This window comes from Deinococcus carri (genome assembly GCF_039545055.1).
Classification (GTDB): domain Bacteria; phylum Deinococcota; class Deinococci; order Deinococcales; family Deinococcaceae; genus Deinococcus; species Deinococcus carri.
In genome coordinates, this window is sequence record NZ_BAABRP010000022.1 from 1 (window position 1) to 26,547 (window position 26,547).

The window sequence follows — 26,547 nt, forward strand, 5'->3', positions numbered from 1 at the left end:
GCCCCAGCACCTGCCCCGGGCAGAAATGATGTGCCAGACCGTGAAAAGCGCGCCCGGGTGGGCGCGCCTGCTGTTGAGCGAGTGGGAATATACATCAGCGAGTGGGAAAGTATCTTGGCCGCCGACATCAGGGCTACTTGCTGAGCTGCCCGATGATGCTGAACATCGGCAGGAACATCCCCGCCACGATGGTGCCGACGATGGCCCCCAGAAACACGATCATCAGCGGCTCGATGGCGGCGGTCAGGCTCTCGACGGCCTCGTCCACCTCGCGGTCGTAGAAGTCGCCGACCTTGCCGAGCATGCTGTCGAGGGCACCCGTCTCCTCACCGATGGCGACCATGCTGACCACCATAGGCGGAAAGACCTTGCTGGTCGCGAGGCTGGCGCTCATCGGGTCGCCCACCATCACGACGTTCTTGGCGTTCTCGATGGTGTCCTCGACAATGGCGTTGTTGGCGGTGCCCTTGGTGATTTCCAGGCTCTCGATGATGTTCACGCCGCTGCTGATCAGCAGGCCGAAGGTGCGGGCAAAGGAACTGATCGCACTTTTCTGGAGCAGGTTGCCGAACACCGGAAGCCGCAGCTTGAGGTCGTCGATCACGTGGCGGCCCTTCGGGGTCTTGTAGGCCCAGCGGTAGGCAAAGACCAGCGCGGCGATAAAGACAAAAATCAGCAGTCCCGCGTGGCGCAGGAAATCCGAAACCGCCATCAGCATCTTGGTAATCAAGGGCAGCGGCGCGTCCAGTTGGGCCAGAATGCCCGCGAACTGCGGCACGATGGTGGTGAGCAGGAAGTACGTGATGCCGATGGCGAACACCAGCACCATCACCGGATAGGTCAGCGCGCTCTTGAGCTTGCCGCGCAGCGCGAGTTCCTTTTCCTGAAAGGCCGCGATGCGGTCCAGGATGCTGTCCAGCGTGCCGCTCGTCTCACCGGCACGCACCAGGTTGATGTACAGCCGGTTGAAGACCTTGGGGTGCTTGACCAGCGCCTCGCTGAGGGGCGTGCCGCTCTCCACGTCGCCCCGGATACTCTTGATGATGGCCTGGAAAGTCTTGTTCTCGATCTGGCGTTGCAGGATCGCCAGCGACTGCACCAGCGGCACGCCCGCGTTGATCAGGGTGGCGAGCTGCTTGCTGAAGACCGCCACCTGCTTCAGGCCGGGGGGCCGGTCGGACAGGCCGGGAATCTTCACGTCGGCATTCAGGCCAGTCTTGGGCGGCTTGATCTCGACGATCAGCAGGTTCTTGGCCCGCAGAGCGTCGCGCACCTGGGCCGTGCTCTCGGCCTCCATCTGGGCCTTCAGGACCTTCCCGGAGCGGTCCCGGACGCGGTATTCGTAGACCGGCATAGCCGCGAGTATAGTTCGGGGCGTCTTGCGTTCCCCTTACAGGGGGAGCAGTGCGGCAGCAGGCAGGTGAACAGGGGATGAAGCGAGATTTAGAGAACGCAGGAGAGGTCGGGCAGGCCCTCGCCCAGGCTGTGCGGGTGCTGGAAGGGGGGGGCGTGCTCGGCTACCCGACGGAAACGGTCTGGGGCCTGGCCGCCCGCCCGGAAGCCGTCGCCGCCCTGTACGCCCTCAAGGGCCGCGAGGCGGACAAGCCCGTGCAGGTGTCCTGCCAGGACGCGGCCACCGCACGCAGGCTGACGCGGGGTGGTCCTGCCTTCGAGGCCCTCGCGGCGCTGTGGCCCGGTCCGCTGACGCTGGTGCTGCCCGCCAGCGCCGCCTGTCCGCCCGACCTCGCGCCGGGCGGGTGGGTGGGGCTGCGGGTGCCGGATCATCCGGTGGCGCTGGCGCTGCTGCGGGCCAGCGGCGGTCTGCTCGCCACGACCAGCCTCAACCCCAGCGGCCAGCCGGCCGCGCGCACCTGGGCCGAGGCGCGCGCCTACGGCCTGACGCCGCTGCTGCTGCCCGACGGGGGCCTCCCGGCGCGGGGGCTGGCGAGTACCGTGGTGCGCGTGGTGGAGGGTGAGGTGGAGGTGCTGCGCGAGGGGGCACTCCCGGCCGGGCAGGTGCGGGAACGGCTGCGCACCCGACCGGGAGCGGGCACGTGACCCCTCCGCTGCCCCAGGCCCTGATCGGGGCGGCGCTGCTGGCGGCGGGCCGGCCGGTCACGCGGCGCGAGGTCGCGGACCTGCTGGGTCTGCCGGAGGAAGCGGCGGCGCGGGCGCTGGAGGCCTTTGCGGCCACGTTGCAGGGGGCCGGGCTGGGCTTTGAGGTGGAGGCTGTGGCGGGGGGCTACCGCCTGGTGGTGCCGCCTGGCCTCGCCGCGCACCTCGCGCCCCTGCTCGCGCCGCCCGCGCTGCCCCCGCTGAGCGCCGCCGCCCTGGAGGTGCTGGCCGTGATCGCCTACCGCCAGCCCGTGACCCGCGCCGAGATCGAGGCGATGCGGGGCGGCAGCGCGGGCACCGTCGTGACCTTGCAGGAGCGCGAGCTGGTCAAGGTGGTGGGCCGCTCGGACGCGGTGGGCCAGCCGCTGCTGTACGGCACCACCGAGCGCTTCCTGCTGGAGTTCGGCCTGACCGGCCTGGACGACCTGCCGCCGCTGGAAGGCGCGGACTTCTCGCACCTGCTGCGCGGCTGAACCCCGCCCACCTTGCGGCTTTCTCCATCTTCGGGCGGGGCGGCTTGTGCGGGAATGGGCAGCGTGGCAGAACGGGGACGCCGCCCATGACCCTGCCCCTGTCCTCCCCCGCCTCCACCACCGACCTGACGGCCTTTGACCCCGCCGAGCTGTTGCACCTGCTGGCCGAACGGGGCCGCACGGGCGTCTTCCGCGTCGCCCAGCCGGCAGGAGAAGTGCAGGTCTGGCTGGAGGGCGGGCGGGTCCGGCACCTGCGCGCCGGAAGCCTGCGCGGCCCGGAGGTCCTGGCGCACCTGCTGCGCGAGCCAGTGGGCCGCTTTCACTTTGAGGAAGGCTTCACCCACCCCGCCCCCGACCTCGACGCCCACCTGGACGAACTGCTGCTGGAGGCGCTGGACACCCTGCCGGAAGCGGAACCGCGCTTCGGCGGCCCGGCGCGCATCGCGTCGCCCGAGCGGGTGGCCCGCCTGGGCTGGACCGAGAGGCAGCGGGAGCTGCTGCGCCAGATCGAGGCGGGGCGGCCGCTGGCGGAACTGGCCCGGCAGCCAGGTGCCCGGCCCCTGCTCGCCAAGCTTACCCGGTTGCGGCTGGTGGTTCCCCGTTCCCTGCGGGTCGCACGCCTGACCGTGGGCGTGACGCACGAGCGGGCGGCCGGGGGGGCGGTCAGTGTGGACGCCCTGATTCTGGCGCGCTGGCAGAACGACCTGGCCCGCCTGCCCGGCGAGGTGAGGGTGCGGAACACGGCGGGCCGGGTCGTCACCCTGCCGGTGCAGGGCCGCGAGGGCATCGGCCCACGCCTGCTGCTGACCCCCGAGCTGCTCCTGCGGGTGGGCCTGCGGGGGGGCGAGAGCGTGCAGGTGCGGCCCGTCTGATACCGGCGACCAGCCGTCAGCTTCCAGCGGCCAGCCGGGGACGGGGGTGGCCTGCCCGTCTGGCCCGGCTTCCCAGCAGGGGGCGGCGGGGCCGCTAGACTGCCTGGCATGCCGGATGTTCCGCCCACTGCCACCGACCTCGCCCAGGCTGTCCAGGCGCGCGCCACCACCCCACAGGCGCTGCTGGAGGCCGCCCGCGCCCGCGCGGAAGCCGCCCGTGACCTGGGTGCCCTGGTCAGCCTGAACGACCGCGCCGACGAGCAGGCCGCGCGGGTGCAAGCCCGCCTGGACGCGGGCGAGACGCTTCCGCTGGCGGGCGTGCCGGTGGTCGTGAAGGACAACATCAACGTGACGGGCACCCGCACGACCTGCGGCAGCCGCATCCTGGCGAACTTCGTCTCGCCCTACGATGCGACCGCCGCCGCGCGCCTGCGGGCAGCCGGGGCCGTGATCCTGGGCAAGGCGAACATGGATGAGTTCGCAATGGGATCCAGCACCGAGAGCAGCGCCAGCGGCCCCACCCTCAACCCCTGGGACCCGGCGCGCGTGCCGGGCGGCAGCAGCGGCGGCAGCGCGGTGGCGGTCGCCGCGAACATCACCCCGGTCAGCCTGGGCAGCGACACCGGCGGCAGCGTGCGCCAGCCCGCCGCGCTGACGGGCATCTACGGCCTCAAGCCCACCTACGGGCGCGTCAGCCGTTACGGCCTGGTGGCCTACGCGAGCAGCCTCGACCAGATCGGCCCCTTTGCCCGCTCCGCCGCCGACCTGGCCCTGCTGATGAACGTCATCGCCGGGCACGACCCCTGTGATGCCACCAGCCTGGACGCGCCCCCCGCCTTCCGCGCGGGCACCCCCGACGACCTGCGCGGGCTGCGGGTGGGCGTCATCCGCGAGAGCCTGGAAGGCAACACGGCGGGCGTGGAGGCGGCGCTGGGGGCCACCCTGGAGGCCCTGCGCGAGGCCGGGGCCAGCGTGCGGGAGGTGAGCGTGCCCAGCGTCCGGCACGCCATCGCCGCCTATTACCTGATCGCCACGCCCGAGGCCAGCTCCAACCTGGCCCGCTACGACGGCATGGTATATGGCGAGCGCGTGCCCGCGGGTGACGTGGTGAGCAGCATGACCCTGACCCGCGAGCGCGGCTTCGGGCGCGAGGTGCAGCGGCGCATCATGCTGGGCACCTACGCGCTCTCCAGCGGCTACTACGACGCCTACTACGCCAAGGCGATGAAGGTCCGCCGCCTGATCGCCCAGGACTTCGCCCGCGCCCTGGCGGAGGTGGACGTGCTGGTCACGCCCACCAGCCCCTTTCCCGCCTTCCGCCGCGGCGAGCGCACCCAGGACCCCCTCGCCATGTACGCCGCCGACGTGGACACGGTCGCCGTGAACCTCGCGGGCCTGCCCGCCCTGAGCGTGCCTGCCGGATTCGAGACGGTGGACGCCCGCAGGCTTCCCGTCGGCGTGCAGTTCATCGCGCCCGCCCTGCAAGACGAGCGGCTGGTGGCCCTGGCGGGCGGGCTGGAGGCCATCGGTGCGGTGCAGGTGGAGGTGGCCCCGGGCTATGACGCCTGACCCGGCACGGGACCTGCAAGACGCCCTGGAACTCATCCGGCGTGAAGCGCTGCACGCGGACCGGGTGGACTGGGCGCAGGTCACCCACGAGTGTCAGGCGATGTGCGCCGGGGCGTGGACGACGGCGGACGTCTTTCCGGCCCTCCGTCACGCCCTCGCCGCCCTGCAAGACGGGCACAGCCATCTGCGCCTGCCGGACGCGGGAACCGTTCACCGGGGCATCATCGGCCTTTACTTCACCCAGGGCGTGATTGCCCTGGTTCTGCCCGGAAGTCCCGCCAGCCTCGCGGGGTTGCGCCCCGGTGATCGCCTTCTCCGCATTCAGGGGCAGACGGTCGGCCCCGGTGTGAATGAGGGGCTGCGGCAGGACGCCACGCTGACCTTCGAGGTGGACCAGGCGGGACAGCCGCGCGTGCTGACCCTGACGCGGGAAGATACCCGGGTAATTCCGCCGGAACCGCGGGGCCGGCTGGCCGCCCCCGGCATTGGCCTCGTCACCCTGCCCGAATGCGACCTGAACGGCATCCTGGCGGAGGGCGGCACCTATCAGGACCGGGTGCGGGAGATTCTGCTGGACCTCACGGCCCAGGGGGCCACGCGCTGGGTGGTCGACCTGCGCCTCAACCTGGGGGGCAATATGTGGCCCATGCTCGCCGGCATCGGGCCGCTGGCCGGCGAGGGCGAACTGGGCGCGTTCGTGAGGGGTGAGCAGCGTTGGCCCTGGTCGCACGCCGGGGGTGAGGCGAGCATGGAGGGCGAAGTGCTCGCCCGCACGCCGGGCGCATTCCTCCCACCCCTGCCGGACACCGCCCCCATCGCCGTCCTGATCTCGCCCCTGACGGCAAGCAGTGGTGAGATCATCACCCTGTCGTTCCTGGGGCGGCCGGGAACCAGGCTGTTTGGGGAACCCACGCGCGGCCTGACGACCTCGAACAGCCTCTACGAGCTGCCGGGCGGCGCGGCGCTGCTGATCACCACGGCCCTGGATGCCGACCGGACCGGGCGGGTCTTCAGCGGCCCCATCGAACCGGATGTCCCGGTCAGCACCGACTGGGCCGAGTTCCAGACCGGGAAAGACCCCGTTTTGAAGGCGGCTCTGGCGTGGCTGGAAAATGTCTGATCAATAGTCCGGTAAGTTCTCTGAGGGATTGAAATTGTGTCGCGCTGGGACGGCGTGGCCGTTCACCCCCCTCCCAACCTCCCCCGCAAGGGGGGAGGGGTTTTTTGCTCGTCAGCACGCTCTTTTCGGTCCGCTTTGCTAGAGAGGACCCCAAGGCTTACCGGACCACTGCTGAGACGGATTGAGGCCATTGCGTGAGCCTCACGCCCAGGCCCGCACCACCCGCAGCTCCTCCCCGTTCCCGTCCACCACGGCGACCAGTTCGCCGTCCAGGGTGACGACGTGCCGCCCCGTGAGGGGTGACCTCGGGCGTTTGCCCTGGCGCAGCTCGCGGGCCAGGCGCTCGCCGGCCTCCAACCGGGGAAAATCCAGCGCGGCGAGGTCGGGCAGACCCTCCGCCCCCGCCAGGTCGTCTACAGCCACGCTGTCCGCCAGGTCGTAACGGCCCACGCGCGTCCTCACCAGGCCGGTCAGGTGCGCGGGTACGCCCAGCGCGGCCCCCACGTCCCGCGCCAGCGAGCGCAGGTAGGTGCCGCTGCCCACGCTCGCCCGCACGAGCAGCGTGGGAAAGTCGCCCAGCGGTGCGGGCAGGGTGAAGGTCCGCCCGTTCGCATCCGGCTCCCAGCCCTGCGGTCCCCGTGAAAAGGTCCGGGGAGCGTCCCCAACGCGGTCATACACACCCAGCAGTTCCAGCGAGTGAATCACGACGTTGCGCGCGGGCAGGTCCAGCTCACCTCCAGCCCGCGCCACCGCGTAGGCCCGCTGCCCGCCCACCTGAATGGCGCTGTACTGCGGCGGCACCTGCTGTTGCGGCCCCACGAACCCGGCGAGCGCGGCCCGCACCTCCTCTCCGGAGGGGAGCCTGACCGGCACAACTTCCGTCAGCGGCCCCTCGGCGTCCAGGGTGGGCGAGGCCCCGCCCAGGGCAATCCAGGCCAGGTAATCCTTGGAGTCGGCCTCCATGAACTGCACCAGCTTAGTGGAGTCGTCCACGCACAGCACCAGCACGCCGGTGGCGAGGGGGTCCAGCGTGCCGGTATGGCCCACCCGCTTGGTCCCGCGCGCCCGCCGCGCCCGGTTCACCACGTCGTGAGAGGTCAGGCCCAGGGGTTTGTCCACGGCGATCACGGGCATGGGGGGCAGTGTAGGGCACGAGGCAGAAGGCTCAAGGCAGAAGGCCAGCAAGAGCTTTGGCCGAAGCTACCTTCACCATCTGCCATCCGCCTTCTGCCTCCCACGCGCGTACACTGCACAGCGTGTTGCGCGCCGCCTTCTGGCTCTCCGCGCTGGTCTTTCTGCCAGCCGGGCTGTTCCTGTATTTCCTGCCCGCCGGGGTCGCGTCCCTGCTGGGGGTCTCGCCGCTGTGGCTGGCGCGGGCGGCGGGGGGCCTGGTGGTGGCCTGGGGCGCGTTCCTGCTGGCGGCCAGTGCCCGCCCGGACAGCCTGGGCACCGGCGCGCTGGCCGCGGGCAACCTGCTGACCGTCGCGGCGCTGGTGCCGCCCGTAGTGCGCCTGGGCAGCAGCCTGCCGGGGTCGCTGCGCACCGCCCTGCTGCTCCTGGGAGCCGTGCTGACCCTGACGGCTGTCCTGGGCATCCTGAGCGCTCCCTCCCGCCGGGGTCGCCTGTGACGGGTGGGAGTGGGACGGGCGGGGGGGAACGCCTCCAGAAGCGCCTCGCCCGCGCCGGGGTCGCCTCGCGCCGCGCCGCCGAGGACCTGATCACGGCGGGCCGCGTGACCGTGAACGGCGAGGTCGCCGCGCTGGGGCGCACCGTCTCCCCCACCGACGAGGTGCGGGTGGACGGCAACCTCATCGAAACGGCGGGGCTGGAAAGCGTCACCTTCCTGCTGTACAAGCCCGCCGGATACGTCACCACCGCCCGCGACGAGTACGGCCGCCGAAACGTGCTGGACGCCATGCCGCCTGTCCCCGGCCTGCATCCGGTCGGGCGGCTGGATAAGGATTCGGAGGGGCTGCTGCTCCTCACCACCGACGGACAACTGACCCTCACCCTGACCCACCCCCGCTACGGCCATGAGAAGGCGTACCGCGCCTGGACGGAGGGCGACCCCGGCGCTGCCGAACTGCGCGCGCTGGAAGAAGGCGTCGAGCTGGACGACGGCCCCGCCCAGGCACTCAGCGCCCGGCCCGCGCCCGGCGGCGCACTCGTGATCCTCGGTGAAGGCCGCAACCGTCAGGTACGCCGGATGCTGGAGGCTGTCGGCTATCCCGTCACCCGGCTGCTGCGCTACCGCGTGGGCGGCCTGTGGCTGGGCGACCTGGCCCCCGGCGAGTACCGCCAGCTCTCGCCCCGCGACCTCCACGACCTGCTGAACCCCGCGCAGGTGCCCCGCCACGCCTGGGAAAGGGCCGAGCGGGAAATGCTGGATCGGTGGGGGTGATACGGGAAGTGGTGAATGGAAAAAGCGTGGCGGGAGCGTGAGCCTTCTGCCTTTGCTCCCACTTACCACTTCCTACTGACCACTGACCCCTGCTAAACTGGCGCTCGCGGGGGGGTCCACGGTCGCGCCCTGGCAACAGGGTGAGGAAAGTCCGGGCACCGCAGGGCAGGATGCCAGCTAACGGCTGGTCGGCGAGTCTGAGCGCCCGTGCGTGCGCCACCAGCGTGCGGGAGGCGGCGAAGCCGAAGGACAGTGCCACAGAAACCAGACCGCCAGCCTCAACAGTCCGGGCGCGGACGGGGCTGGTCAGGGTGAAACGGTGCGGTAAGAGCGCACCAGGCTCCCCGGAGACGGGGGGCGCTGGTAAACCCCATCTGGTGCAAGACCCGACAGTGCGCGAGGGGCGGCCCGCCCCACTGACCGCCAGGATGGTCGCTTGAGGCGCGCGGCGACGTGCGTCCCAGAGAGATGACCGTGACCCCACCCCGGTGGGCCACAGAACCCGGCTTATCGCCCCCCCGCACCACACCGTCAGACGCCGCCTCCATCCACGGGGCGGCGTCTGCGTTGTGGGAAGGAACAGGGAAAGCCCTACCCCCGCCGCGCGTCCAGCGCCGCCAGCACGAATCCCGCGATCAGCAGCACGCCGCCGACCGGCGTGACGGCTCCCAGCCAGCGCACGCCACTCAGGGCGAGCACGTACAGGGTCCCGCTGAAGATGATGGCCCCGGCGAGCAGCAGCGGCGGCGCACGGCGCTGGCCGGGCTGCGTTCCCAGGACGAGCAGGGCCAGGGCCGCATACATCTGATACCGCACCCCCGTCTCGAAGTTGGCGAGCATGGCGGGGTCCAGGCTGGCTTTCAGGGCGTGGGCACCGAACGCGCCGAGGGCGACCGCCAGCGCCGCGAGAACAGCGCCGGCCTGCATCGAATCGAGCTTCTGCATGGGCAGAGGCTACGTGGGCCAGGGGTGGGAGATTGTCCCCGGCAGACTGGTGGGAGAGGTCCGGCCTTGTCTCCTCCCCCCCTTCCTTCGCCGGACGGAAAAAAGGCCTTCCTCACGCCCTTATTCCCGGTTCGGGCGGCTCGTAAGTACGGGGCGGCCGCGGGGGTCGGGGGGAGCCGGGTGGGGAAGCAGGTCTGCCTCGGGGGAGAAGTGGGGAGAAATGTGGGAGACGGTGGTAAATGATGGGCTTGACTGTTACACTCGCCGCAACAGCCTCAGCCGTGCGCCCACAGCGCAAGGCTGGGCTGCTCAGCATGTGTCTCGCCCCCACTCCTACGTGGTGGGAGGCACGTGGGGAAGAGGAGCGTTTGCCGTTTGGAGAATACCCCTACACCATCGACGACAAGGGCCGCGTGGTCATGCCACCCGCCTTTCGGGAATTCGTCGAGGACGGGATGATTCTCACACGCGGCATGGAAGGCTGCCTGTATGTCTTCCCACTCGCCAGTTGGCGGCGTGTGGAGGAACAACTCGAAGGCCTGCCGCTGACGGATGCCCAGTCGCGGGCGTTCGTGCGCTTCTTCTATTCCGGTGCTGGCAAGGCGCGGCTCGACAACCAGAGCCGTGTTTCGATTCCCCAGACGCTGCGGACCTTTGCCGCCCTGGGCAGCGACGTGATCGTGGCGGGTGCGCCCGGACGGCTGGAACTCTGGAATCCGGACCGCTGGGAAGCGGCCATCCAGGCCGTGCAGAGCGACCCGCCCAGACCCGACCTTCTCGCCAATTTCGTGGCGTGACCCCCATGAACACAGCCTCCCCCGATATCCCCGATCCCCAGTCTCTCTCTCATACCCCGGTCCTGGCCGCCGAGGTGCTTCAGGCCCTCGCCCCCGCGCCGGGCCGCGTGATCGTGGACGGCACGCTCGGCGGGGCCGGGCATACCCGGCTGCTGCTGGAAGCCGGGGCGACCGTCTACGGCATCGATCAGGACCCCTACGCGCTGAACCGCGCCCGCGAGGCCCAGATTCCCGGCCTGCATGTGCTGGAGGGCAACTACCGCGACATGCGCGAACTGCTCGCCCGCGCCGGCGTGACCGGGGTGGACGGCGTGCTGCTCGACATCGGCGTGAGCAGCTTTCAGCTCGACGACACCGGGCGCGGGTTCTCGTACCACTCGGCCGCACCGCTCGACATGCGCATGAGCCAGGCGGGCGAGAGCGCCGCCGACGTGGTCAACACCTACGCCGAAGAGGACCTCGCCGCCATCATCTACGAGTACGGCGAGGACCGGCATTCGCGCCGGATCGCCCGCGCCATCGGGCAGGCGCGCGAGAAGGCCCCCATCGAGAGCACCGTGCAGCTCGCGGAGATCGTCAAGCGGGCCTATCCCGGTTTCTCGAAGGGCATTCACCCGGCCCGCCGGACCTTCCAGGCCCTGCGGATTCACGTCAACGACGAGCTGGGGGCGCTGCGCGATGGCCTCCAGGCGGCGGAAGTGCTCCTTACCCCCGGCGGCCGCCTGGCGGTCATCTCCTTTCACTCGCTTGAGGACCGCATCGTGAAGCGCTTCCTGCGGGGCAGCCCGTCCCTGCGGCCCCTGACCAAGCGGCCGGTGGAGGCCAGCGAGGCCGAGCAGGCCACCAACCCCCGCGCCCGCAGCGCCAAGCTGCGTGCCGCCGAGAAACTGGCCCCCGGCGAGGTCGCCCCCCAGGACGAACCGGAGGAAGCGCCGTGATGGCCCGCCGCTTCGACCTGAGTCCCGCGACCTGGCGGGCGCGTGCCATCCGTTACGTCGCCATCTATCTGGCGCTGGCGCTGCTGCTGGTCGGCGCGCGGTACCTGACCCAGGACGTGCGTAAGACGCTGCTGGATGCCCGCGACCGGGAGGCGGTCCTGACCACCCAGCGCGACGACCTCGAACTGCGCGTTCAGGCGCTGAACGGCGCGCCCCGCATCCGCGAGTGGGCCTTGCAAAACGGGATGCGGCCCTTTGCCGAAGCGCCCAAGACCGTTCAGGACCTCACTGCCCTGCCCGCCCCGGCCCCCGCACCCGCCCGCACCACCCTGGAGGTGACCACCGCATGGAAGTGAAGATCCACCACCGTTCCCGCCTGATGCAAGTGATCGCGCTGGTCCTGTTTCTGACGCTGGTGTGGGCCTACGCGCAGCTCGAGTGGAACGTGCCCCAGGGGGTCAAGCGCTCGGTGATGCAGGCGCGCGGCACCATCACCGCCTCTGACGGAACGGTGCTGGCGCGCAGCGTGAACGGCAAACGGGTCTATCCCCAGGGCAAGCTGGCCGGACAGGTCCTCGGCCTGATGGGCGCGACCGAGGGGCTGGAGGGCCTGGAGGCCGCCTACAACCGGGCGCTGGAGGGCGGCAAGAACCTCAAGCTGACCCTCGATCCGGGCGCGCAGGCCGCCGCCGAGGCGGCGCTGGCCGAGGCCGTGCCCAAGCACCAGGGCGAGTACGGCTCGGTGGTGGTGCTCGAAACCCGCACCGGACGGGTCCTCGCGGCGGCCAGCTACCCGCCCTTCGACCCCAACAACTGGCGGGAGTACGCCCCCGAGGCCCGGCGCAATCGGCCCTTCCTGGACGTGTTCGAACCCGGCTCGACCATCAAGGGGCTGGTCGTGGCCGCGGCGCTGAACGAGGGCCTGACCACGCCCGACACGCTGTACAACACGCCCATGCACCGCTACGTCGGCGGACGCTGGGGCAGCAACATCGGGGACGCGGTGGCGCACCCCGGCAGCCTGACCACGCGGCAGGTCCTGCAATACAGCAGCAACGTGGGCATGAGCCATATCGTGGAGCACTTCGCGCCGGAGCGGATGCGCGGCTACCTGGGCCGCTACGGTTTCGGGGACTACGTGGACCTGCCCACCGTGGTGACCAGCACCGGCCGCCTGCAACCGCTGCGCAACTGGGACGACCTGGTACGCGCCACGAACGCCTTCGGGCAGGGCATGAGCGGCACCACCCTGCAACTGGCGGCGGCCTACAATAGCCTGGCGAACGATGGCCTCTACGTCTCGCCCCGTCTGGTAGAGAGTGAACCGGCGGGCGAGCGGCGCGAGGTGCTGCGCCCCGAAACCGCCCGCATCACCCGCCAGATGCTCCAGGCCGTGATCGACAAGCAGATTCCCCACCAGGCCGGCATCAAGGGGTACGCCCTGGCGGGCAAGACGGGCACGGCCCAGGTGTCGGGTGCCCACGGTTACTCCAGCAGCCTGTTCGACAGCGTCTTTGCCGGGTTCTGGCCTGCCGAGGCCCCCCGCATCACCATCGCGGTGATGGTCCACGGGGCCAAGATCGACTACCACGGTTCCATGCTCGCCGCCCCGATCTACCGCAACGTCGCCTCCGAGGTGATCTCCCGCTGGGCCGCCATCCCCACCGAGGCCCCCGAGGAGAAAAAGTAAGAGTTCTCTGAGAGACTCCGGCAGACCAGGGTGGGTGAGGCACGCTGATGTGTGGCCTCACCCACCTTGCTTAAGCCATTCAATGTAGAACGGGTGACAAATCCGCCGTCCAAATGGGTCAAGCCCACAGTACCAGGATGTTTTTTGACCCAATCCCACTTTATTTAATGAGAAACTAAATGAGAGCATTAGAAGTCGTCTCATTCTCTTTTGGTCGGTATCTACGACGTTTGCGGTTGCAACGCTACCGACGAAGTGATGGTTAGAGTCCAACAGATGAGAGGTAAAGGTACATTTTCACAGCGAGCTCCCATCGGAGGTCTTTAGGCTCGCTCCTGAAGCGAGCGGGTCTTGCTGGCTCCTCCTCTATTCCCAACCCATCAACCGGTCCTGCTGTCCGGCAGGGCCGTAGGAGATTGCATGTTCCAAACGTTCAACCGCTGGATGCAAGTGGGGGTGCTGGTTGCCCTGGGGACCGCGGGCGCTACCCCGGCTCTTCCTGCTTCCAACATCGCCGCGCAGGCGGTTCAGGCCGCGCTGGCTCCCGAAGTCCTTCCCACGCCTGCCCCGGCGGTCCAGGCCCCGCTGCCTGTGGCGCAGACGGCTGCCACTCCGGCGGCGGTGCCAAGTCAGGCCGACCGGGCCGCCCAGATTCGTGCCCAGGGGGTGCAGCTCGCGCAGACGGAACTGGCCCGCGGCAGCACCCGCACGGGCCGCAGCGTCATCGTGCGCGCGACTGCCTACAACAGCACGCCCGGACAGACCGATTCCACGCCCTTTATCACGGCCACCGGCACCCGCGTCCGCAGCGGCGTGGTCGCCCTCAGCCGCGACCTGCTGCGCAGCTTTCCCTACGGCAGCCGGATCATGATCGAGGACCTGAGCGGCCGGTACAACAACCTGTTCCGGGGCCGGGTGTTCGTGGTGGAAGACACGATGGCCGCCCGCAAGACCGGAAGCCTGGATATCTGGATGTCCACCCGCAGCCAGGCCATTCAGTTCGGTGCCCGCCAGGTACGCATCACCGCCGTTCGCTAAAGCAACTCAGCCCAAACGCCCGCGTAGGATGACCGCAAAGGTCACCCGCGCGGGTTTTTTCTGTAAGCCATGCCCCGACCACAGCAAGCCGGGGCATGAGCTTCAAGCCGAACGCTGACGGCTGAGAGCTTCCTTACAACACCTCGAACAGCCCCGCCGCCCCCATACCGCCGCCCACGCACATGGTGACGACCACATGCTTGGCCCCCCGTCGCTTGCCTTCCAGCAGGATGTGCCCGGTCAGGCGCGCACCGCTCATACCGTAGGGGTGGCCGATGGAGATGGAGCCGCCGTTCACGTTGTAAATCTCGGGGTTGATGCCCAGCTTGTCGCGGCAGTAGACGGTCTGGACGGCAAAGGCCTCGTTCAGCTCCCACAGGTCGATGTCGTCCACCGTCAGGCCATGACGCCCCAGCAGCTTGGGCACGGCGAAGATCGGGCCGATGCCCATCTCGTCGGGTTCGCAGGCGGCCACCGCGAAGCCCTTGAAGAGGCCGAGGGGTTGCAGGCCGCGCTCGCGGGCGAGGTCCGCACTCATCACCACAACCGCCGACGCACCGTCGCTGAGCTGCGAGGCGTTGCCCGCCGTGATCACGCCGCCCTCGATGACGGGCTTGAGCTTGGCGAGGCCCTCCAGCGTGGTTTCGGGGCGGTTGCCCTCGTCCTTTGTCAGGGTCACTTCGCGGTCGCTGATTTCGCCCGTCGCCTTGTCCTGCACCTTCATGCTGGCCGCGAAGGGCACGATCTCGTCATCAAAGAGGCCCTGCTGCTGGGCCGCCGCCGTCCGCATCTGGGACTGGTAGGCGTACTCGTCCTGCACGTCGCGGCTGATGCCGTAACGCTTGGCGACGACCTCTGCCGTTTCCAGCATCGGCATGTAGATGTCGGGCTTGTGCTCCATCAGCCACTCGCCGCGCAGGCGGTACTTGTTGGCGTGTTCGTTCTGAGTCAGGCTGATGCTTTCCAGGCCGCCTGCCACGAAGATGTCGCCCTGCCCGGCCATCACGTGGTTCGCCGCGAGGGCGATGGTGTTCAGGCCGCTGGAGCAGAAGCGGTTGACGGTCACGCCCGACACCGTGACGGGAAAGCCCGCCCGCAGCGCGATCTGGCGGGCAATGTTGGAGCCGGTCGCGCCCTCGGGGTTCCCGGCCCCCATGATCACGTCCTCGACCTCGGCGGGGTCCACCCCCGCGCGCTGCACGGCGTGCGAGACGACATGCGCGCCGATATCGGACCCGTGGGTGTCGTTGAGGTAGCCCCGGTAGGCCTTGCCGATGGGGGTGCGGGCGGTGGAGACGATGACAGCTTCGGGCATGGGGAATACTCCTTCAGGATGGGGGAAGCAGGCCAGCGTCGGCCTGCTCCAGCGGAATCACGAAAATCTGGCAGCTCTCTTCCAGGCCGCCCGAGGCTCGGTACAGGCGGCGCGCCGCAGTGTTGTCGGCCTCGGTCAGCACCCAGGCGGCCACGCAGCCCAGCGAGCGGGCGTGCGTGGTCAGGGCGTCCATCAGGCGGTGGCCCAGGCCCTGCCCCTGGTAAGCGGGCGAGACGGCGACCTCGTTGACGAACAGTTCCGGCGGCTTGTCGGGGTAGACGTACCGGAACCCTCCCGCCATGCCGACCACTGTTTCACCGTCCAGGGCCACCGCCAGATGGTGCCGGGGGTCCGCGAAGAACTCGGCGGTCCAGCGGGGGTCCGGCGGGCCGTCGAAAACGTCCGGGGCCACATGGTCCAGCACCGCAGCCTCAGCGGCGTTCAGGACGCGCACGGTGAGAGCGGGCTGGCTCATGCGTCACCTCCTGGGCGGGCGGAGTTTCAGGCCCGCGCCTTTTCCCGGTCGTACTGGGCAAACGTCTTGCCCTCGTCGGCCAACTGCTTCAGCAGCGGCGCAGGCGTCTGGCCGTACTCTTCCAGGGCGGCGGCAACGTTTTTCAGGCCCATCTCGTCGGCGTACTGCATCGGGCCGCCGCGGTAGGCGGGGAAGCCGTAGCCGTAGATGTAGATCACGTCGATGTCGCCCGCGCGCTGGGCGATGCCTTCTTCCAGAATCTTCGCGCCCTCGTTGACCAGCGAGTAGACCAGGCGGTCGGTGGCCTCCTCGCGGCTGACCTCGCGGGGCTGGACGCCCTTCTCGGCGCGGTAGTCCTCGATCAGCCGCTGCACGTCGGCGTTGGGGCGGGGCCTCCGGCTCTCGTCGTAGTCGTAGATGCCCGCGCCGGTCTTCTGGCCCTTGCGGCCCGTCTCGACGATGCGGTCGAGCCAGCCGTCGGGTTTGGGCTGCCCGCGCACCTGCGCCTGATGCTGGCGAATGGCGTAGCCGATATCCAGGCCCGCCATATCGCTCATCTGGAAGGGTCCCATCGGGAGGCCCAGCGCGTTCATCGCGGCGTCGGCGTCCTCGGGGCGCGCGCCCTCCTCCACCAGCTTGCGGGCCTCGTCGCCGTAGCGGTGGACCATGCGGTTACCCACGAAGCCGTCGCAGACGCCGACCACCACACCCACCTTGCCGATGCGCCGGGCGAGGTTTAGGCTGGTCGCCAGCACACTGTCGCTCGTCTTGTCAGCGCGCACGATTTCCAGCAGCTTCATCACGTTGGCCGGGCTGAAGAAGTGCAGGCCGATCACCTGTTCGGGCCGCGAGGTGACGGAGGCGATCTCGTTCACGTCCAGGGTGGAGGTGTTGCTGGCGAGAATCGCGCCGGGTTTGGCGATGGTGTCGAGCCGCTTGAAGATGTCCTTCTTCACGTCCATGTTCTCGAACACGGCCTCGATGATGATGTCGGCGTCCTTCAAGTCGCCCATGTCGAGGGTGGGCGTGAGCAGGTTCATGCGCTGCTCGACCTGCTCCATCGTCAGGCGGCCCTTTTTCGCGGTGTTCTCGTAGTTGCGGCGGATGGTGGAGAGGCCGCGGTCGAGCGCCTCCTGCGAGGTTTCCACGGTGGTGACGGGAATGCCCACATTCAGGAAGTTCATGGCGATGCCGCCGCCCATCGTGCCCGCGCCGATGATGCCCGCCTGGTTAATCTCGGTGGTGGGCGTGTCTTTGGTCAGGCCGGGAATCTTGCCCGCCTCGCGCTCCGCGAAGAAGATATGGCGCAGACCGCGCGACTGCGGCGAATCCTTGGCCTGCATGAACAGCCGGGCCTCGGCGTCCCAGCCTTCCTGGAAGGGTTTGGTCGCGGCCATCTCGGCCAGGTCGACGATGAGGCCGGGCGAGAGCTGGCCGCGGTGGGTCTTCTTCAGGCCCTCGCGGGCGGCGGCGAACAGTTCGGGGCTGGCGTCCTGCACCTGCCGCTCGCTGATACGCGGGAGGGGGCGCTGGTCAGCATGGGCGCGGGCAAAGGCCACGGCCCCTTCACGCAGGTCGCCTTCCACGATTTCATCCACCAGGCCGAGGTCCTTCGCTTCCGTCGCCCCGATGGGGTTGCCGGAGAGCATCATCTCCAACGCCTTTTGCACACCCACCACGCGGGGCAGACGCTGGGTGCCGCCCGCGCCGGGCAGCACGCCCAGCTTGACTTCCGGGAGGCCCATCCGGGCGTCCTTCGTCGCCACACGGTAGGTGCAGGCCAGCGCCACTTCCAGGCCGCCGCCCAGCGCCGTGCCGTGAATCGCCGCGACGGTGGGCTTGGAAAAGGCGTCCAGGCGGGCGACGAAGCCGCGCAGGTCGGGGGCCTGCTCGCGGGGCAGGTCGAAGGTCTTGATGTCCGCTCCCGCAATGAAGGTGCGCCCGCCGCCGATGATGACGACGGCTTTAACGCCCTCGTCGGCCTCGGCGGCGTCCAGGCCCGCGTGGAGGCCTTCCGGCACGCCGGGCGAAAAGGCGTTCACGGGCGGGTTGTTGATGGTCAGGACGAGAACGTCACCCTCGCGGGTCTGGTCAACGATGCTCATGCAGTGCCTCCTGTGATGCTGTGCCGTGTACCTCCCCATGCTTCCACGCCGGGCGGGCAGGGTCAAATACGCGCACGTTCAGAGTGTACGTGCGCGTTCACTGCGCGGGGGACAGTTCATCCCGCCGGAGAGCAGCGGGTATGCTCGCCCCATGAGCGACAGCATGAAGGCCATCGTGGTCGAGCGCCTCGGCCCCCCCGACGTGATGCAACTGCGCGAGCTGTCCGTGCCGCAACCCGGCCCCGGCGAGGTCCGCCTGAAGGTGGAGGCGGTCGGCATCAACTTCGCGGACGTGCTGGCCGTGGCCGGCGAGTACCTCACGCGCACGAGGGTGCCCTACACGCCGGGCATGGAGTTCGCCGGAGTCGTGGACGCGCTGGGCGAGGGCGTGACGGGGGTGCAGGTCGGGCAGCGGGTCGCCAGCCTGGGCGGACGCGGGGGCCTGGCCGAGTACGCCCTCTCCCCTGCCGCCGCGCTGATTCCGGTGCCGCAGAACCTGACGGCAGCACAGGCGGCGGCCTTTCCGGTGTCGTACTTCACCGCGTACCACGGCCTCAAGACGCTGGGCCACGGGAGGGAAGGCGAATGGGTGCTGGTGCAGGCGGCGGCGGGGGCACTGGGCACGGCGTCCATCCAGCTTGCCAAGGCCCTGGGCATGAACGTCATTGCGATGGCGAGCACCGAGGAAAAACTCCAGCTCGCCCGTGACCTCGGCGCGGACGTGACGCTGCTTCAGGACGACCCCGACCGCGTGCAGAAGGTGCGGGACGCGGCGGGGGGCAAGGGTGTGCCGCTGATTCTGGAGGTCGTGGGCGGCAAACGCTTTCAGGAAAGCCTCGACATGGCCGCCAACCGGGGCCGCATCATCGTGATCGGGAACGCGAGCCGCGAGCAGGCCAACCTGCGCCCGGTCGAACTGATGAAACGCAACCTGACCGTGACCGGCCTGTGGCTGACCTCGCTGATGGGGGACCAGGCAGCGACCCGCGAGGCGGCCCAGGCCCTCACGCCCCTGGTCGCCAGCGGGCAGGTCACACCCCAGGTCGGGCCGACCTACGCCCTGGCGGACAGCCCCCGCGCCTTCCAGGACATGCTGGACCGCAAGACGACCGGGAAGGTGATCATCGAGCCGCAGAGGTAAGCAGAAGAGGTAAGCAGAGCTTTCAGCCCTCAGCAGTCAGGTATCAGCAAAAGAGCAGCGGACGCTTGGGCATCTGCTGCTCTTTCTGCTGACGGCTGAAGGCTGACCGCTTACGCGAACAGCCGCAGCAGGGGCCGCCACCACGGAATCGCCAGCAGCACCGCCAGCAGGCTCAGGACCGTCCAGAGGCTCGCCGCGCGGAACTTGGCCTGGTTGCCCTCCGCGCGTTTGGTCAGGGCGTTGCCGACGGTGGCGAAGACGGCGGCCAGCAGGCCCAGGCCCACGTGTTCCCACTGAAAGCTGGGACGGCCCTCGGCAAAGGCGCGCGCGCCCTGGGAGCCGAGCAGGCCGAACAGCAGCAGCCCCAGGACGACCTGAAGGTGCAGGGTCCCCATGAAGATGGACACGGCGCTGCGGTCGGTGCCAGTAAAGGGCTGCACGCCGCCCACTCCCCGGAACGAACGCAGCAGTGCCCAGACACCTGCCAGCAGCACCAGCCAGCGCGTGAGGTTGTGCAAGGTGAGCAGGATCACGTAAAGGGTCGCCATGCGCCTATCCTACCCGATGCACCTGACCGAGCGGAAAGGTGGGCGGGCGTGCCGCTCAGGCCGTGGAAACAGGTCCGGCAGCGCGCTCCTGCCCCTGGGCGGCCAGCGCGGCCCAGGCCGCCTGCACGGCGACCCCCCGCTCGAAGGTCAGGCCCAGGCTCTGGAAGGCATCCTCCAGCATTCCCGCGATGCCCAGGGCGTCGTAGCGGTCGGCGTAGCCCAGGGTGCTGACGCGGAAGACGGCGTCCTCGAATGGGGCCTGACCCGCCAGCGCCCGCTGCCCCATCCCGGCGAGGCGGGCCGCGACCTGCCGCCCGGTGAGAGGCGCGGGGGGCTTCAGCACCGCGACGGCGGGCGAGGGGCGCTCGGTCCAGGACGGGGCACCCAGGGCGGCCCCAGCGGCAAGCAGCGCATCCGCCTGCTGCCGTTTCTCGGCCCACAGCACCTCCAGCGGCACGGCGAGCAGGCGGTCCAGGGCCACCGAGAGCGCGGAAATCAGGTTGATGGCCGGGGTCTGGGGCGTGTTTCCGGCCTTCTGGCCCTTCAGCTCGCGGGTCAGGTCGAGGGAGAAGCCGCGCCGGGGAGCGGGCACCATCCGTTCCTGCACCTGGGGACTGAACAGCACGAAGCCCAGGCCGGGCGGAGTAGCCGCGCCCTTCTGGCTGCCGCTGACCACCACGTCCACGCCCCAGGCGGCGGGCCGCAACTCCGCCACGCCGTAGCTGGTGATGCAGTCGGCGATGATGATCAGGTCGGGATTCTGCGCCCGCGCCGCCTGCGCGATGGCCGCGAGGTCGTGCAGCGCCCCGGTGCTCGTTTCACTGTGGGTGACCAGCAGGGTATGCGCGTCCTTCGCGGCGTCGGCCACCTCCTGCAGGTCGAGAAGGTCGCCCCAGGGCCGGGCCACGCGGGTCGTGTCGTAGCCCAGCCGCTCGCTCATGTCGCCCCAGCGTTCGCTGAACTTCCCGGCCTGCGCGTTGACCACCCGGCCCCCCTCCGGCGTGAGGCTGATCAGCGCCCCCTCGAAGGCCCCGGTGCCGCTGCTGGTGGTGATCACTGCGTCGTAGGGGTCGCCCAGCAGCCGGGTGAGTTTCTCGCGGGCCTCCATCAGCCGCGCGACCCCCTCCGGGGCGCGGTGGTGGATCTGGGGCCGGGCCAGTTCCAGCAGCACGCGCGGCTCGACCTCGACCGGGCCGGGTGCAATCAGGCGCGGGCGGTTCAGCGGGGTATGCGGGGGCAGCGGACGCTCGCTCATGCCCCCAGGGTAGTGTTCCCGCCCACGGGCAGGGCACAGGCGTCTGATCCGCGGCCCCCTTTCAGAACCGTACGGGGCGGGACATGGGAACGCGGAACGTCGGCAGGACGCCTCAGCGGGGGGCCAGCGGCAGCAGGCGAATGCCGCCCTCGCCGTCTCCCCCGAGCAGCGTGGTGCCGTCGGGGCTGAGGGCTTCCGGCCAGCCGTCCCACACGCGGGTGAGTGCGCCCAGGGTCCGCCCGGTCGCCACCTCGCGCAGTTCCAGCCACTCGCGGCCCTGCACGTCCACACCCGTGCGGCGCACCAGCACGCGCGTGCCGTCGGCGCTGAAGCCGATCACGCCGCTGGTGCCTATCAGGTAGGGGGGCGTGGGAGCCTCGCGGCCCTCGGGGAGGGTGATCAGGCGGCCGCGCGAGGCCAGCAGGCCCCGGCTGTCGGGCGTGAAGGTGCCGTAGCCCACCCCGCCCAGGGTGGTCCGCAGCGCGCCGGTCGGCACGTCGAACAGCCGCGTGCGTGTCTGCCCCCGGAAGATCGGCGCGAAGAGGCGGCTGTCGGGGCTGAACTCCAGCCGCGAGGGTTCCCGGCCACTCTCGCTGCTCACGGTGGTGACGCGCCGCCCCGCCTGCCAGTCCCAGAGCTGGGCATAGCCGCTGCGGTTGCCCGCCGCCAGCCGCGTGCCGTCCGGGCTGAAGGCCAGCAGCAGCGTGCCGATCAGGCCCCCCGCGCTCAGCACCTTCTGGAAACCGGGGGGAAGCGGGCCGGGCTGGGCTGGACTGAGCGGGGCCGAACTGGGCAGGGCTGGACCGGCTGGGGCCGCGCCGGAGGGGACGGGACCGGGCTGGGCTGAAGCGGGCTGGGCCGAACTGGGCTGGACCAAACCGGGCTGGGGCGGAAAGGTGCTCAGCACGCCCACCCGGCCCGCCCGCGTCACTGGGTCGGGCGTGAGCGCCACTGCCAGCCAGCGCCCGTCGCGGCTGAGGGCCGGGGCGACGTTCAGTTGCACCTCGGGCGGCAGGAAGACCTCGCGGCGGACCTCGCCGGTCACGGCGTCCAGCAGGCGCACATGGGCGCTGTAGCGGCCGCGCACCGCCGCCAGGCCACCCACCGCGGTGCCCAGTTGGCCTTCCTGCGCCACGCCTATCAGCACCAGCGGGTCAGGCGGCACCCGCGTCTCACCGGGGGCGGCACGAGCGGGGGCGGGAGTCGTCAGGGCACTCAGGGCCAGCAGGGGCAGGACCAGCCGCGGGAGGCGGCGGGGTGGGACGGGCGTGCACTTCACGTCCCCAGGCTAGCGTGACCCGCCCCACGGAAAATCAGCCCGGCGTGAGCCGGAGCCAGGGCGGCGCACCCCAGCCGTTGCCGCGTGTCCTGGGCAGCAACTCCACTTCACGCCGCCCTTATCACGGTTTCTCATACGGGATTGCTCTGATTCCCGGACATCTGGGAAAACGCCAGATGTTCCTGCCCGCCCTGAAAGCGTGTCCAGAGGCGGCTCTGGACACTGGGCGGTTCCATCGCCGCGACCCCATAGTTTTTGCTCCTCGCTCTGCTGCGCAGCTTTGCAAGTCCGCTCGGTTGATTCCAAGGAATCAACGCAATTTGGTATCACTTCGTTCGGCCCAGAAAGGTTCGGCAACCTTTCTGGGCACCGCCCTGGGAGAAAGCCGCGTACCCTGGGAGCCATGCGGATCGTGATTGTGGGTGGGGTGGCGGCGGGCATGAGCGCGGCCAGCCGGGCCAGACGGTTTGACCCGGACGCGCAGGTGACGGTCTTCGAGCGCAGCGCGAACATCAGCTACGGGGCCTGTGGCCTCCCCTACGTCATCGGCGGTGACGTGCCGGGCTTCGAGCACCTGATCGCCCGCACGCCGGGGCAGATGCGCGAGCAGGGCGTGGACGTGCACCTGCGCCACGAGGTGACGGGGGTGGACGCCGCCGCCCGCACCGTGACCGTGTTCGACCGGGACGCCGGGCGCACCCTCACCGAACCCTACGACCGCCTGCTGATCGCCACCGGGGTCCGCGCCGTGCGCCCTGAGTGGGCCAGGACCGGCCTCGCAGGCGTTCACGTCCTGCGCGACCTCCCTGATGGGCGGGCGATAGAGGCGAGCGTGGCGGGGGCGAAACGCGCCTGCATCATTGGCGGCGGGTACATCGGGCTGGAGCTGGCGGAGGCGCTGCGCTCGCGCGGGCTGGACGTGACCCTGCTGGAAAAGGGGCCGGAAGTCGCGGGGCGGATGCTGGACCCTGCCCATCAGCAGCGGGTGCGCGCCGAACTGGAGCGGCACGGCGTGGAGGTGCGCTGCGGCACGACGGTGGAAGGGTTGGCTGGAAAGGACGGGCACGTGACCGGCGTGCAGACGAACGGTGGCCTGGTTCCCGCCGAGGTGGTCATCGTGGCTGTGGGGGTGAAGCCGAATGTCGAGCTGGCGCAGGCCGCCGGGGTCCGCCTCGGCCGGACGGGGGCCATCGCCGTGAATGCACGCCAGGAAACCCATGTGGAAGGCGTCTACGCGGCGGGCGACAACACCGAGAGCCTGCACCGCGTCACCGAGCAGCCGGTTCATATCCCGCTGGGCCTCACCGCGAACCGCATGGGCCGCGTGGCGGGCGTGAATATGGCGGGCGGGGACGCCCGTTTTCCCGGCGTCGTCGGCACCGGCATCTTCAAGGTCTTCGGCCTGGGCGCGGCCCGCACCGGCGTCACGCAGGCGGAGGCGGACGGGCTGGGGATGGAGGGGGTCAGCGTGGACGTGGACAGCACCGACCACGCCGGGTACTACCCGGACGCCGCGCCGATCCACGTGCGCCTGACCGGCGAGCGCGGCAGCGGGCGGCTGCTGGGCGCGCAACTGCTCGGCCAGCCAGGCAGCGTCAAGCGGGTGGACGTGGTGGCCGCGCTGCTGCACGGGCAGGGCAGCGTGCAGGATCTCTTCGAGCTGGACCTCGCCTACGCCCCGCCCTTTTCCAGCGTCTGGGACGTGCTGCTGGTGGCGGCCGACCGGCTGGGGCGGGAGCTGTGCGAGGAAGGCTAGGGCCGCAGGTCCAGCAGGCGAAAGCCGCCGCTGTGGTCCCCGGTGAGCATGTGCCGCCCGTCAGGCAGCAGGGTTAGGGGCCACCCAGGGCCGTCAAGGGTGCGGCGGGCCAGCGTTCGCCCATCGCCGACCTCGCGCAAAGGTGAGGTGGGGCCGCGGAGTTGACGCCGGGGTCGGAAGCTGCACCAGCACCCGTTTCCCGTCCCGGCTGTAGCCCTGAACCGTCACCCCACCCTTCAAATACGCGGGTGACGTGACCTTTTCCCCGGAAGGCAGGCTCAGATACCGCCCGCCCGAAGCGATGAAATGCCCGTCCGGGGTGAACATCCCGTAGCCGACGCCCCGCAATGTGTTGACGGGTGCGCCCGTGTGACCGTCCAGCAGTTGTGTCGCCGTCTGCCCCCGGAAGTGCGGTGTGAAAAAGCGCCCGTCCGGGCTGAAGCTCAGCCAGTCGGGGTCGATGGTGCTCTTCACCGTGTTCAAGCGCTGGCCTGCCTGCCAGTCCCACAGTTGCACGTAGCCGTCCCGGTTGCCCACGGCGAGGCGCGTGCCGTCCGGGCTGAAGGCGAAGTTCCGCGAGCCGCGCAGCCCCTCCGATTTCAGCACCACGCGGAAGGCAGGCGGGAAGACCGGAAAGGTGGAGAGGATGCCCACCCGCCCCTCGCGGGTGTCGGGATCAGGCGTGAGGGCGACCGCGAGCCACTTGCCATCCGGGCTGAGGGCGGGCGGGACGGTGAGGACGACCTCCGGCGGCAGGAGCACCTCGCGGCGCTGCCGGGCAGTGGCCGCGTCGTACAGCTTGACGGTGGAGCCGCCGTAGGCCCGCACGGCCAGGACGCCCGTGACGGGTGCCCCCGGCTGTCCCGGCGCGGCGTCCGGCGCGATGCCGACCAGTTCCAGCGGCTCCGGCGGAATCAGGGCGGATGGGGCAGCCTGGGCACTCAGGCTCAGGGCAGCCAGCAGGGCAAAGAGGCGGCGCATGGCCTCCAGCCTAGAGCCGGGACCACACGCCACTCGTCCGACTTTGGATTCAGACCCGCACCAGGAAGGCCGAGTCGATCACGTCCAGGTCGCGGATGGCCTGGAGCTGCTCGGGGGTGAGGCCATCGTCCAGGGTCAGGGTAAACAGCGCCTGCCCGCCCTTCTGCGCGCGGCCCAGGGCCATCCCGGCGATGTTGATGCCCCAGGTGCCCAGCAGGTTGGAGAGCTTGGCGACCGCGCCGGGGCGGTCCTGGTTGGAGGCGATCAGGATGAAGCCTTCCGGGGCCAGTTCCACCCGGTAGTCGCGCAGGCGCGTGAGGCGGGGGCTGCGGCCGAAGACCGTGCCGCCCACCGTGCGGGTGCGCTGCTTCTCGCCCTGGGCACCGCCCGTGACCTTCACGACCACCTCGGTCTGGTAGTCGGGGCTGTCCTGCTCCTCGCGCACGGCGAGATTCAGGCCGCGTTCCTTCGCCAGCGCGCGGGCATTGATCATGTTGGGCCGCTCGTCGGTGCTGCCGCTGAGGTAGCCCACCAGGGCAGCGGTCACGATCGGGGCGGGGTCGGCGGCGAACTCGCCCCGGAAGGTCACTTCCAGGTCGTGCGCGCCGGGCAGCAGTTGCGCCAGGATGCGCCCCAGCTTCTCGCCCAGGTCGAGGTGGCCGCCCAGCAGCTCCAGCGTCCGGGCATCGAGGGCCGGGGCATTCACCGCGCCCCGGCTCACGTCGCCGTGCAGTGCGGCCAGCACGCGCCCCACGATCTCCGCGCCGACCCGCTCCTGCGCCTCGAAGGTGTTCGCGCCGAGGTGCGCCGTGATGCCCAAGTTGGGGGCACCCAGGAAGGGGTGGTCCGGCGTCGGCGGCTCCTCCACGAACACGTCCACGCCCGCGCCGAACAGGTGCCCGGATTTCAGGGCCTCCACCAGCGCCGCTTCCTCCACGATGCCGCCGCGCGCCGCGTTCACCACAATGGAGCCGGGGCGCAGCAGCGCGAGTTCGCGCGTACCGATCATGCCCTGCGTCTCCCCGGTCAGCGGCGTGTGGACGGTCAGGAAATCCACCTGCGTCAGCAACTCGTCGAGGCTGGCGGCCCGTTCCACGCCCAGGCGCTCGAACTTGTTCTCGGGCACGTAGGGGTCGAAGGCGACCACCTTCAGCCGCAGCCCCTGCGCCCGGTCGGCCACGATGGACCCGATGCGTCCCAGGCCGACGATGCCCAGCGTCTTGTCCTTGAGTTCCACACCCAGGAACTTGCGGTCCCACTCGCCCGCGCGGGTCTTGCGGTCCGAGCGAGTCAGGCCGCGCGCGGCGGCCAGCAGGTGCATGATCGCCAGCTCGGCGGCCGAGACGTTGTTGCTCTCGGGCGCGTTCAGGACCAGGATGCCGCGGCGGCTGCACGCTTCGAGGTCGATGTTGTCCACGCCGACGCCGCCGCGCCCAATGACTCGCAGGCGCTCGCCCGCCGCCGCCAGCAGCTCGCGGTCCACTTTCGTGCGGCTGCGGGTGATCAGGGCGTCGTACTCCGGCAGGCGGCGCAGCGTCTCCTCACGGGGGAGGTTGCCCTCGTAGTCGATCTCGAACCCCTCGTGGTGCAGGTCGCCGGGGTTCATCTCGTCGCAGATCAGCACGCGCAGGGGCGTGCTCGCAACCTGATCCGGGCTGGTCAGAACGGGGACCGTCATGCGGCCAGGGTAAGGGCACCGGGGAGGCCAGGCGGGGAGTTGGCTAGGGGGAGGCT

General features: G+C 70.2%; 25 protein-coding genes and 1 other RNA gene. 15 read left to right on the forward strand and 11 right to left on the reverse strand.

From position 1 onward, the window contains the following. Positions 1-133: 133 nt before the first annotated feature. Positions 134-1,354, reverse strand: coding sequence for a type IV pilus assembly protein PilC (gene pilC / locus ABEA67_RS17175; protein ID WP_345467631.1), 1,221 nt, complete (start codon positions 1,352-1,354; stop codon positions 134-136). Between the two features lie 77 nt (positions 1,355-1,431). On the opposite strand from pilC, the gene ABEA67_RS17180 reads away from it, so the two are divergent. From ABEA67_RS17180 to ABEA67_RS17200, 5 genes are all read left to right on the forward strand, one after another. Beyond that, on the forward strand, positions 1,432-2,058 hold the full coding sequence (locus tag ABEA67_RS17180; RefSeq protein WP_345467634.1) for an L-threonylcarbamoyladenylate synthase: 627 nt from the start codon (positions 1,432-1,434) through the stop codon (positions 2,056-2,058). After that, on the forward strand, positions 2,055-2,588 hold the full coding sequence (gene scpB / locus ABEA67_RS17185) for an SMC-Scp complex subunit ScpB (RefSeq protein ID WP_345467636.1): 534 nt from the start codon (positions 2,055-2,057) through the stop codon (positions 2,586-2,588). Before ABEA67_RS17180 ends, scpB begins: the two co-directional genes overlap by 4 nt. Positions 2,589-2,674: 86 nt before the next feature. Continuing rightward, the gene (locus ABEA67_RS17190; RefSeq protein WP_345467638.1) at positions 2,675-3,460 is read left to right on the forward strand and encodes a DUF4388 domain-containing protein; all 786 of its coding nucleotides are present in this window, start codon (positions 2,675-2,677) and stop codon (positions 3,458-3,460) included. Between the two features lie 108 nt (positions 3,461-3,568). After that, entirely contained in the window at positions 3,569-5,029 is a 1,461-nt protein-coding gene (gene gatA, locus ABEA67_RS17195; protein ID WP_345467640.1) for an Asp-tRNA(Asn)/Glu-tRNA(Gln) amidotransferase subunit GatA, read from the forward strand. Then, positions 5,019-6,149, forward strand: a complete 1,131-nt coding sequence (locus ABEA67_RS17200) for a S41 family peptidase (RefSeq protein ID WP_345467642.1) — start codon at positions 5,019-5,021, stop codon at positions 6,147-6,149. Before gatA ends, ABEA67_RS17200 begins: the two co-directional genes overlap by 11 nt. A 201-nt stretch (positions 6,150-6,350) precedes the next feature. Here ABEA67_RS17200 and truB read toward each other — a convergent pair whose 3' ends face one another. Beyond that, positions 6,351-7,283 (reverse strand): tRNA pseudouridine(55) synthase TruB, encoded by a 933-nt coding sequence (gene truB, locus ABEA67_RS17205; protein WP_345467644.1) that lies wholly within the window; start codon positions 7,281-7,283, stop codon positions 6,351-6,353. 122 nt (positions 7,284-7,405) lie between these two features. On the opposite strand from truB, the gene ABEA67_RS17210 reads away from it, so the two are divergent. The 3 genes from ABEA67_RS17210 to rnpB all read left to right on the forward strand — a co-directional run bounded on the left by ABEA67_RS17210 (position 7,406) and on the right by rnpB (position 9,076). Further along, the gene (locus tag ABEA67_RS17210) at positions 7,406-7,777 is read left to right on the forward strand and encodes a hypothetical protein (protein WP_345467646.1); all 372 of its coding nucleotides are present in this window, start codon (positions 7,406-7,408) and stop codon (positions 7,775-7,777) included. Continuing rightward, positions 7,774-8,550: a pseudouridine synthase gene (locus tag ABEA67_RS17215; protein WP_345467648.1), complete on the forward strand. Its 777-nt coding sequence runs from the start codon at positions 7,774-7,776 to the stop codon at positions 8,548-8,550. The genes ABEA67_RS17210 and ABEA67_RS17215 overlap by 4 nt, the downstream gene beginning before the upstream one ends. 106 nt (positions 8,551-8,656) lie before the next feature. Beyond that, positions 8,657-9,076: RNase P RNA component class A (gene rnpB, locus ABEA67_RS17220), an RNA gene on the forward strand. A 65-nt stretch (positions 9,077-9,141) separates the two neighbouring features. Here rnpB and ABEA67_RS17225 read toward each other — a convergent pair. Continuing rightward, a complete protein-coding gene (locus ABEA67_RS17225) occupies positions 9,142-9,495 on the reverse strand; it encodes a DUF423 domain-containing protein (protein WP_345467651.1) in 354 nt (117 codons plus the stop codon). Between the two features lie 368 nt (positions 9,496-9,863). Between ABEA67_RS17225 and mraZ the strand changes: the two genes are divergently transcribed. The 5 genes from mraZ (at position 9,864) to ABEA67_RS17250 (ending at position 13,958) form a co-directional block, all read left to right on the forward strand. Then, the gene (gene mraZ, locus ABEA67_RS17230) at positions 9,864-10,292 is read left to right on the forward strand and encodes a division/cell wall cluster transcriptional repressor MraZ (protein WP_345467653.1); all 429 of its coding nucleotides are present in this window, start codon (positions 9,864-9,866) and stop codon (positions 10,290-10,292) included. A 5-nt stretch (positions 10,293-10,297) separates the two neighbouring features. Next, on the forward strand, positions 10,298-11,230 hold the full coding sequence (gene rsmH, locus ABEA67_RS17235) for a 16S rRNA (cytosine(1402)-N(4))-methyltransferase RsmH (protein ID WP_345467655.1): 933 nt from the start codon (positions 10,298-10,300) through the stop codon (positions 11,228-11,230). Then, positions 11,230-11,586 (forward strand): hypothetical protein, encoded by a 357-nt coding sequence (locus tag ABEA67_RS17240; protein WP_345467731.1) that lies wholly within the window; start codon positions 11,230-11,232, stop codon positions 11,584-11,586. Before rsmH ends, ABEA67_RS17240 begins: the two co-directional genes overlap by 1 nt. After that, positions 11,577-12,920: a peptidoglycan D,D-transpeptidase FtsI family protein gene (locus tag ABEA67_RS17245; protein ID WP_345467657.1), complete on the forward strand. Its 1,344-nt coding sequence runs from the start codon at positions 11,577-11,579 to the stop codon at positions 12,918-12,920. The genes ABEA67_RS17240 and ABEA67_RS17245 overlap by 10 nt, the downstream gene beginning before the upstream one ends. Before the next feature lie 420 nt (positions 12,921-13,340). Next, the gene (locus ABEA67_RS17250) at positions 13,341-13,958 is read left to right on the forward strand and encodes an RlpA-like double-psi beta-barrel domain-containing protein (protein ID WP_345467660.1); all 618 of its coding nucleotides are present in this window, start codon (positions 13,341-13,343) and stop codon (positions 13,956-13,958) included. A gap of 133 nt (positions 13,959-14,091) precedes the next feature. Here ABEA67_RS17250 and ABEA67_RS17255 read toward each other — a convergent pair whose 3' ends face one another. Genes ABEA67_RS17255 through ABEA67_RS17265 form a run of 3 tightly spaced genes read right to left on the reverse strand, consistent with a single transcriptional unit; the run spans position 14,092 to position 17,853 of the window. Beyond that, complete coding sequence (locus ABEA67_RS17255; RefSeq protein ID WP_345467663.1) at positions 14,092-15,273, reverse strand: acetyl-CoA C-acyltransferase; 1,182 nt, start codon at positions 15,271-15,273, stop codon at positions 14,092-14,094. Between the two features lie 13 nt (positions 15,274-15,286). Next, on the reverse strand, positions 15,287-15,748 hold the full coding sequence (locus ABEA67_RS17260) for a GNAT family N-acetyltransferase (RefSeq protein WP_345467665.1): 462 nt from the start codon (positions 15,746-15,748) through the stop codon (positions 15,287-15,289). A 26-nt stretch (positions 15,749-15,774) separates the two neighbouring features. After that, positions 15,775-17,853: a 3-hydroxyacyl-CoA dehydrogenase NAD-binding domain-containing protein gene (locus tag ABEA67_RS17265; protein ID WP_345467668.1), complete on the reverse strand. Its 2,079-nt coding sequence runs from the start codon at positions 17,851-17,853 to the stop codon at positions 15,775-15,777. A gap of 151 nt (positions 17,854-18,004) precedes the next feature. Here ABEA67_RS17265 and ABEA67_RS17270 point away from each other — a divergent pair, with 151 nt between their 5' ends. Further along, positions 18,005-18,994, forward strand: a complete 990-nt coding sequence (locus ABEA67_RS17270) for an NADPH:quinone oxidoreductase family protein (protein ID WP_345467670.1) — start codon at positions 18,005-18,007, stop codon at positions 18,992-18,994. Positions 18,995-19,104: 110 nt separating this feature from the next. Here the strand turns inward: ABEA67_RS17270 and ABEA67_RS17275 are convergent, their stop codons facing one another. From ABEA67_RS17275 to ABEA67_RS17285, 3 genes are all read right to left on the reverse strand, one after another. Beyond that, entirely contained in the window at positions 19,105-19,542 is a 438-nt protein-coding gene (locus ABEA67_RS17275) for a hypothetical protein (protein ID WP_345467671.1), read from the reverse strand. Positions 19,543-19,597: 55 nt separating this feature from the next. Next, entirely contained in the window at positions 19,598-20,797 is a 1,200-nt protein-coding gene (locus ABEA67_RS17280; RefSeq protein WP_345467673.1) for an aminotransferase class V-fold PLP-dependent enzyme, read from the reverse strand. A gap of 112 nt (positions 20,798-20,909) precedes the next feature. Continuing rightward, positions 20,910-22,076, reverse strand: a complete 1,167-nt coding sequence (locus ABEA67_RS17285) for a WD40 repeat domain-containing protein (protein WP_345467675.1) — start codon at positions 22,074-22,076, stop codon at positions 20,910-20,912. Between the two features lie 403 nt (positions 22,077-22,479). On the opposite strand from ABEA67_RS17285, the gene ABEA67_RS17290 reads away from it, so the two are divergent. Continuing rightward, positions 22,480-23,832, forward strand: coding sequence for an FAD-dependent oxidoreductase (locus tag ABEA67_RS17290; protein ID WP_345467677.1), 1,353 nt, complete (start codon positions 22,480-22,482; stop codon positions 23,830-23,832). 93 nt (positions 23,833-23,925) lie between these two features. Here ABEA67_RS17290 and ABEA67_RS17295 read toward each other — a convergent pair whose 3' ends face one another. Both ABEA67_RS17295 and serA read right to left on the reverse strand, forming a co-directional pair. Next, positions 23,926-24,813, reverse strand: a complete 888-nt coding sequence (locus ABEA67_RS17295) for a WD40 repeat domain-containing protein (protein ID WP_345467679.1) — start codon at positions 24,811-24,813, stop codon at positions 23,926-23,928. 49 nt (positions 24,814-24,862) lie between these two features. Then, positions 24,863-26,491, reverse strand: coding sequence for a phosphoglycerate dehydrogenase (gene serA / locus ABEA67_RS17300; RefSeq protein WP_345467682.1), 1,629 nt, complete (start codon positions 26,489-26,491; stop codon positions 24,863-24,865). Positions 26,492-26,547: the final 56 nt, after the last annotated feature.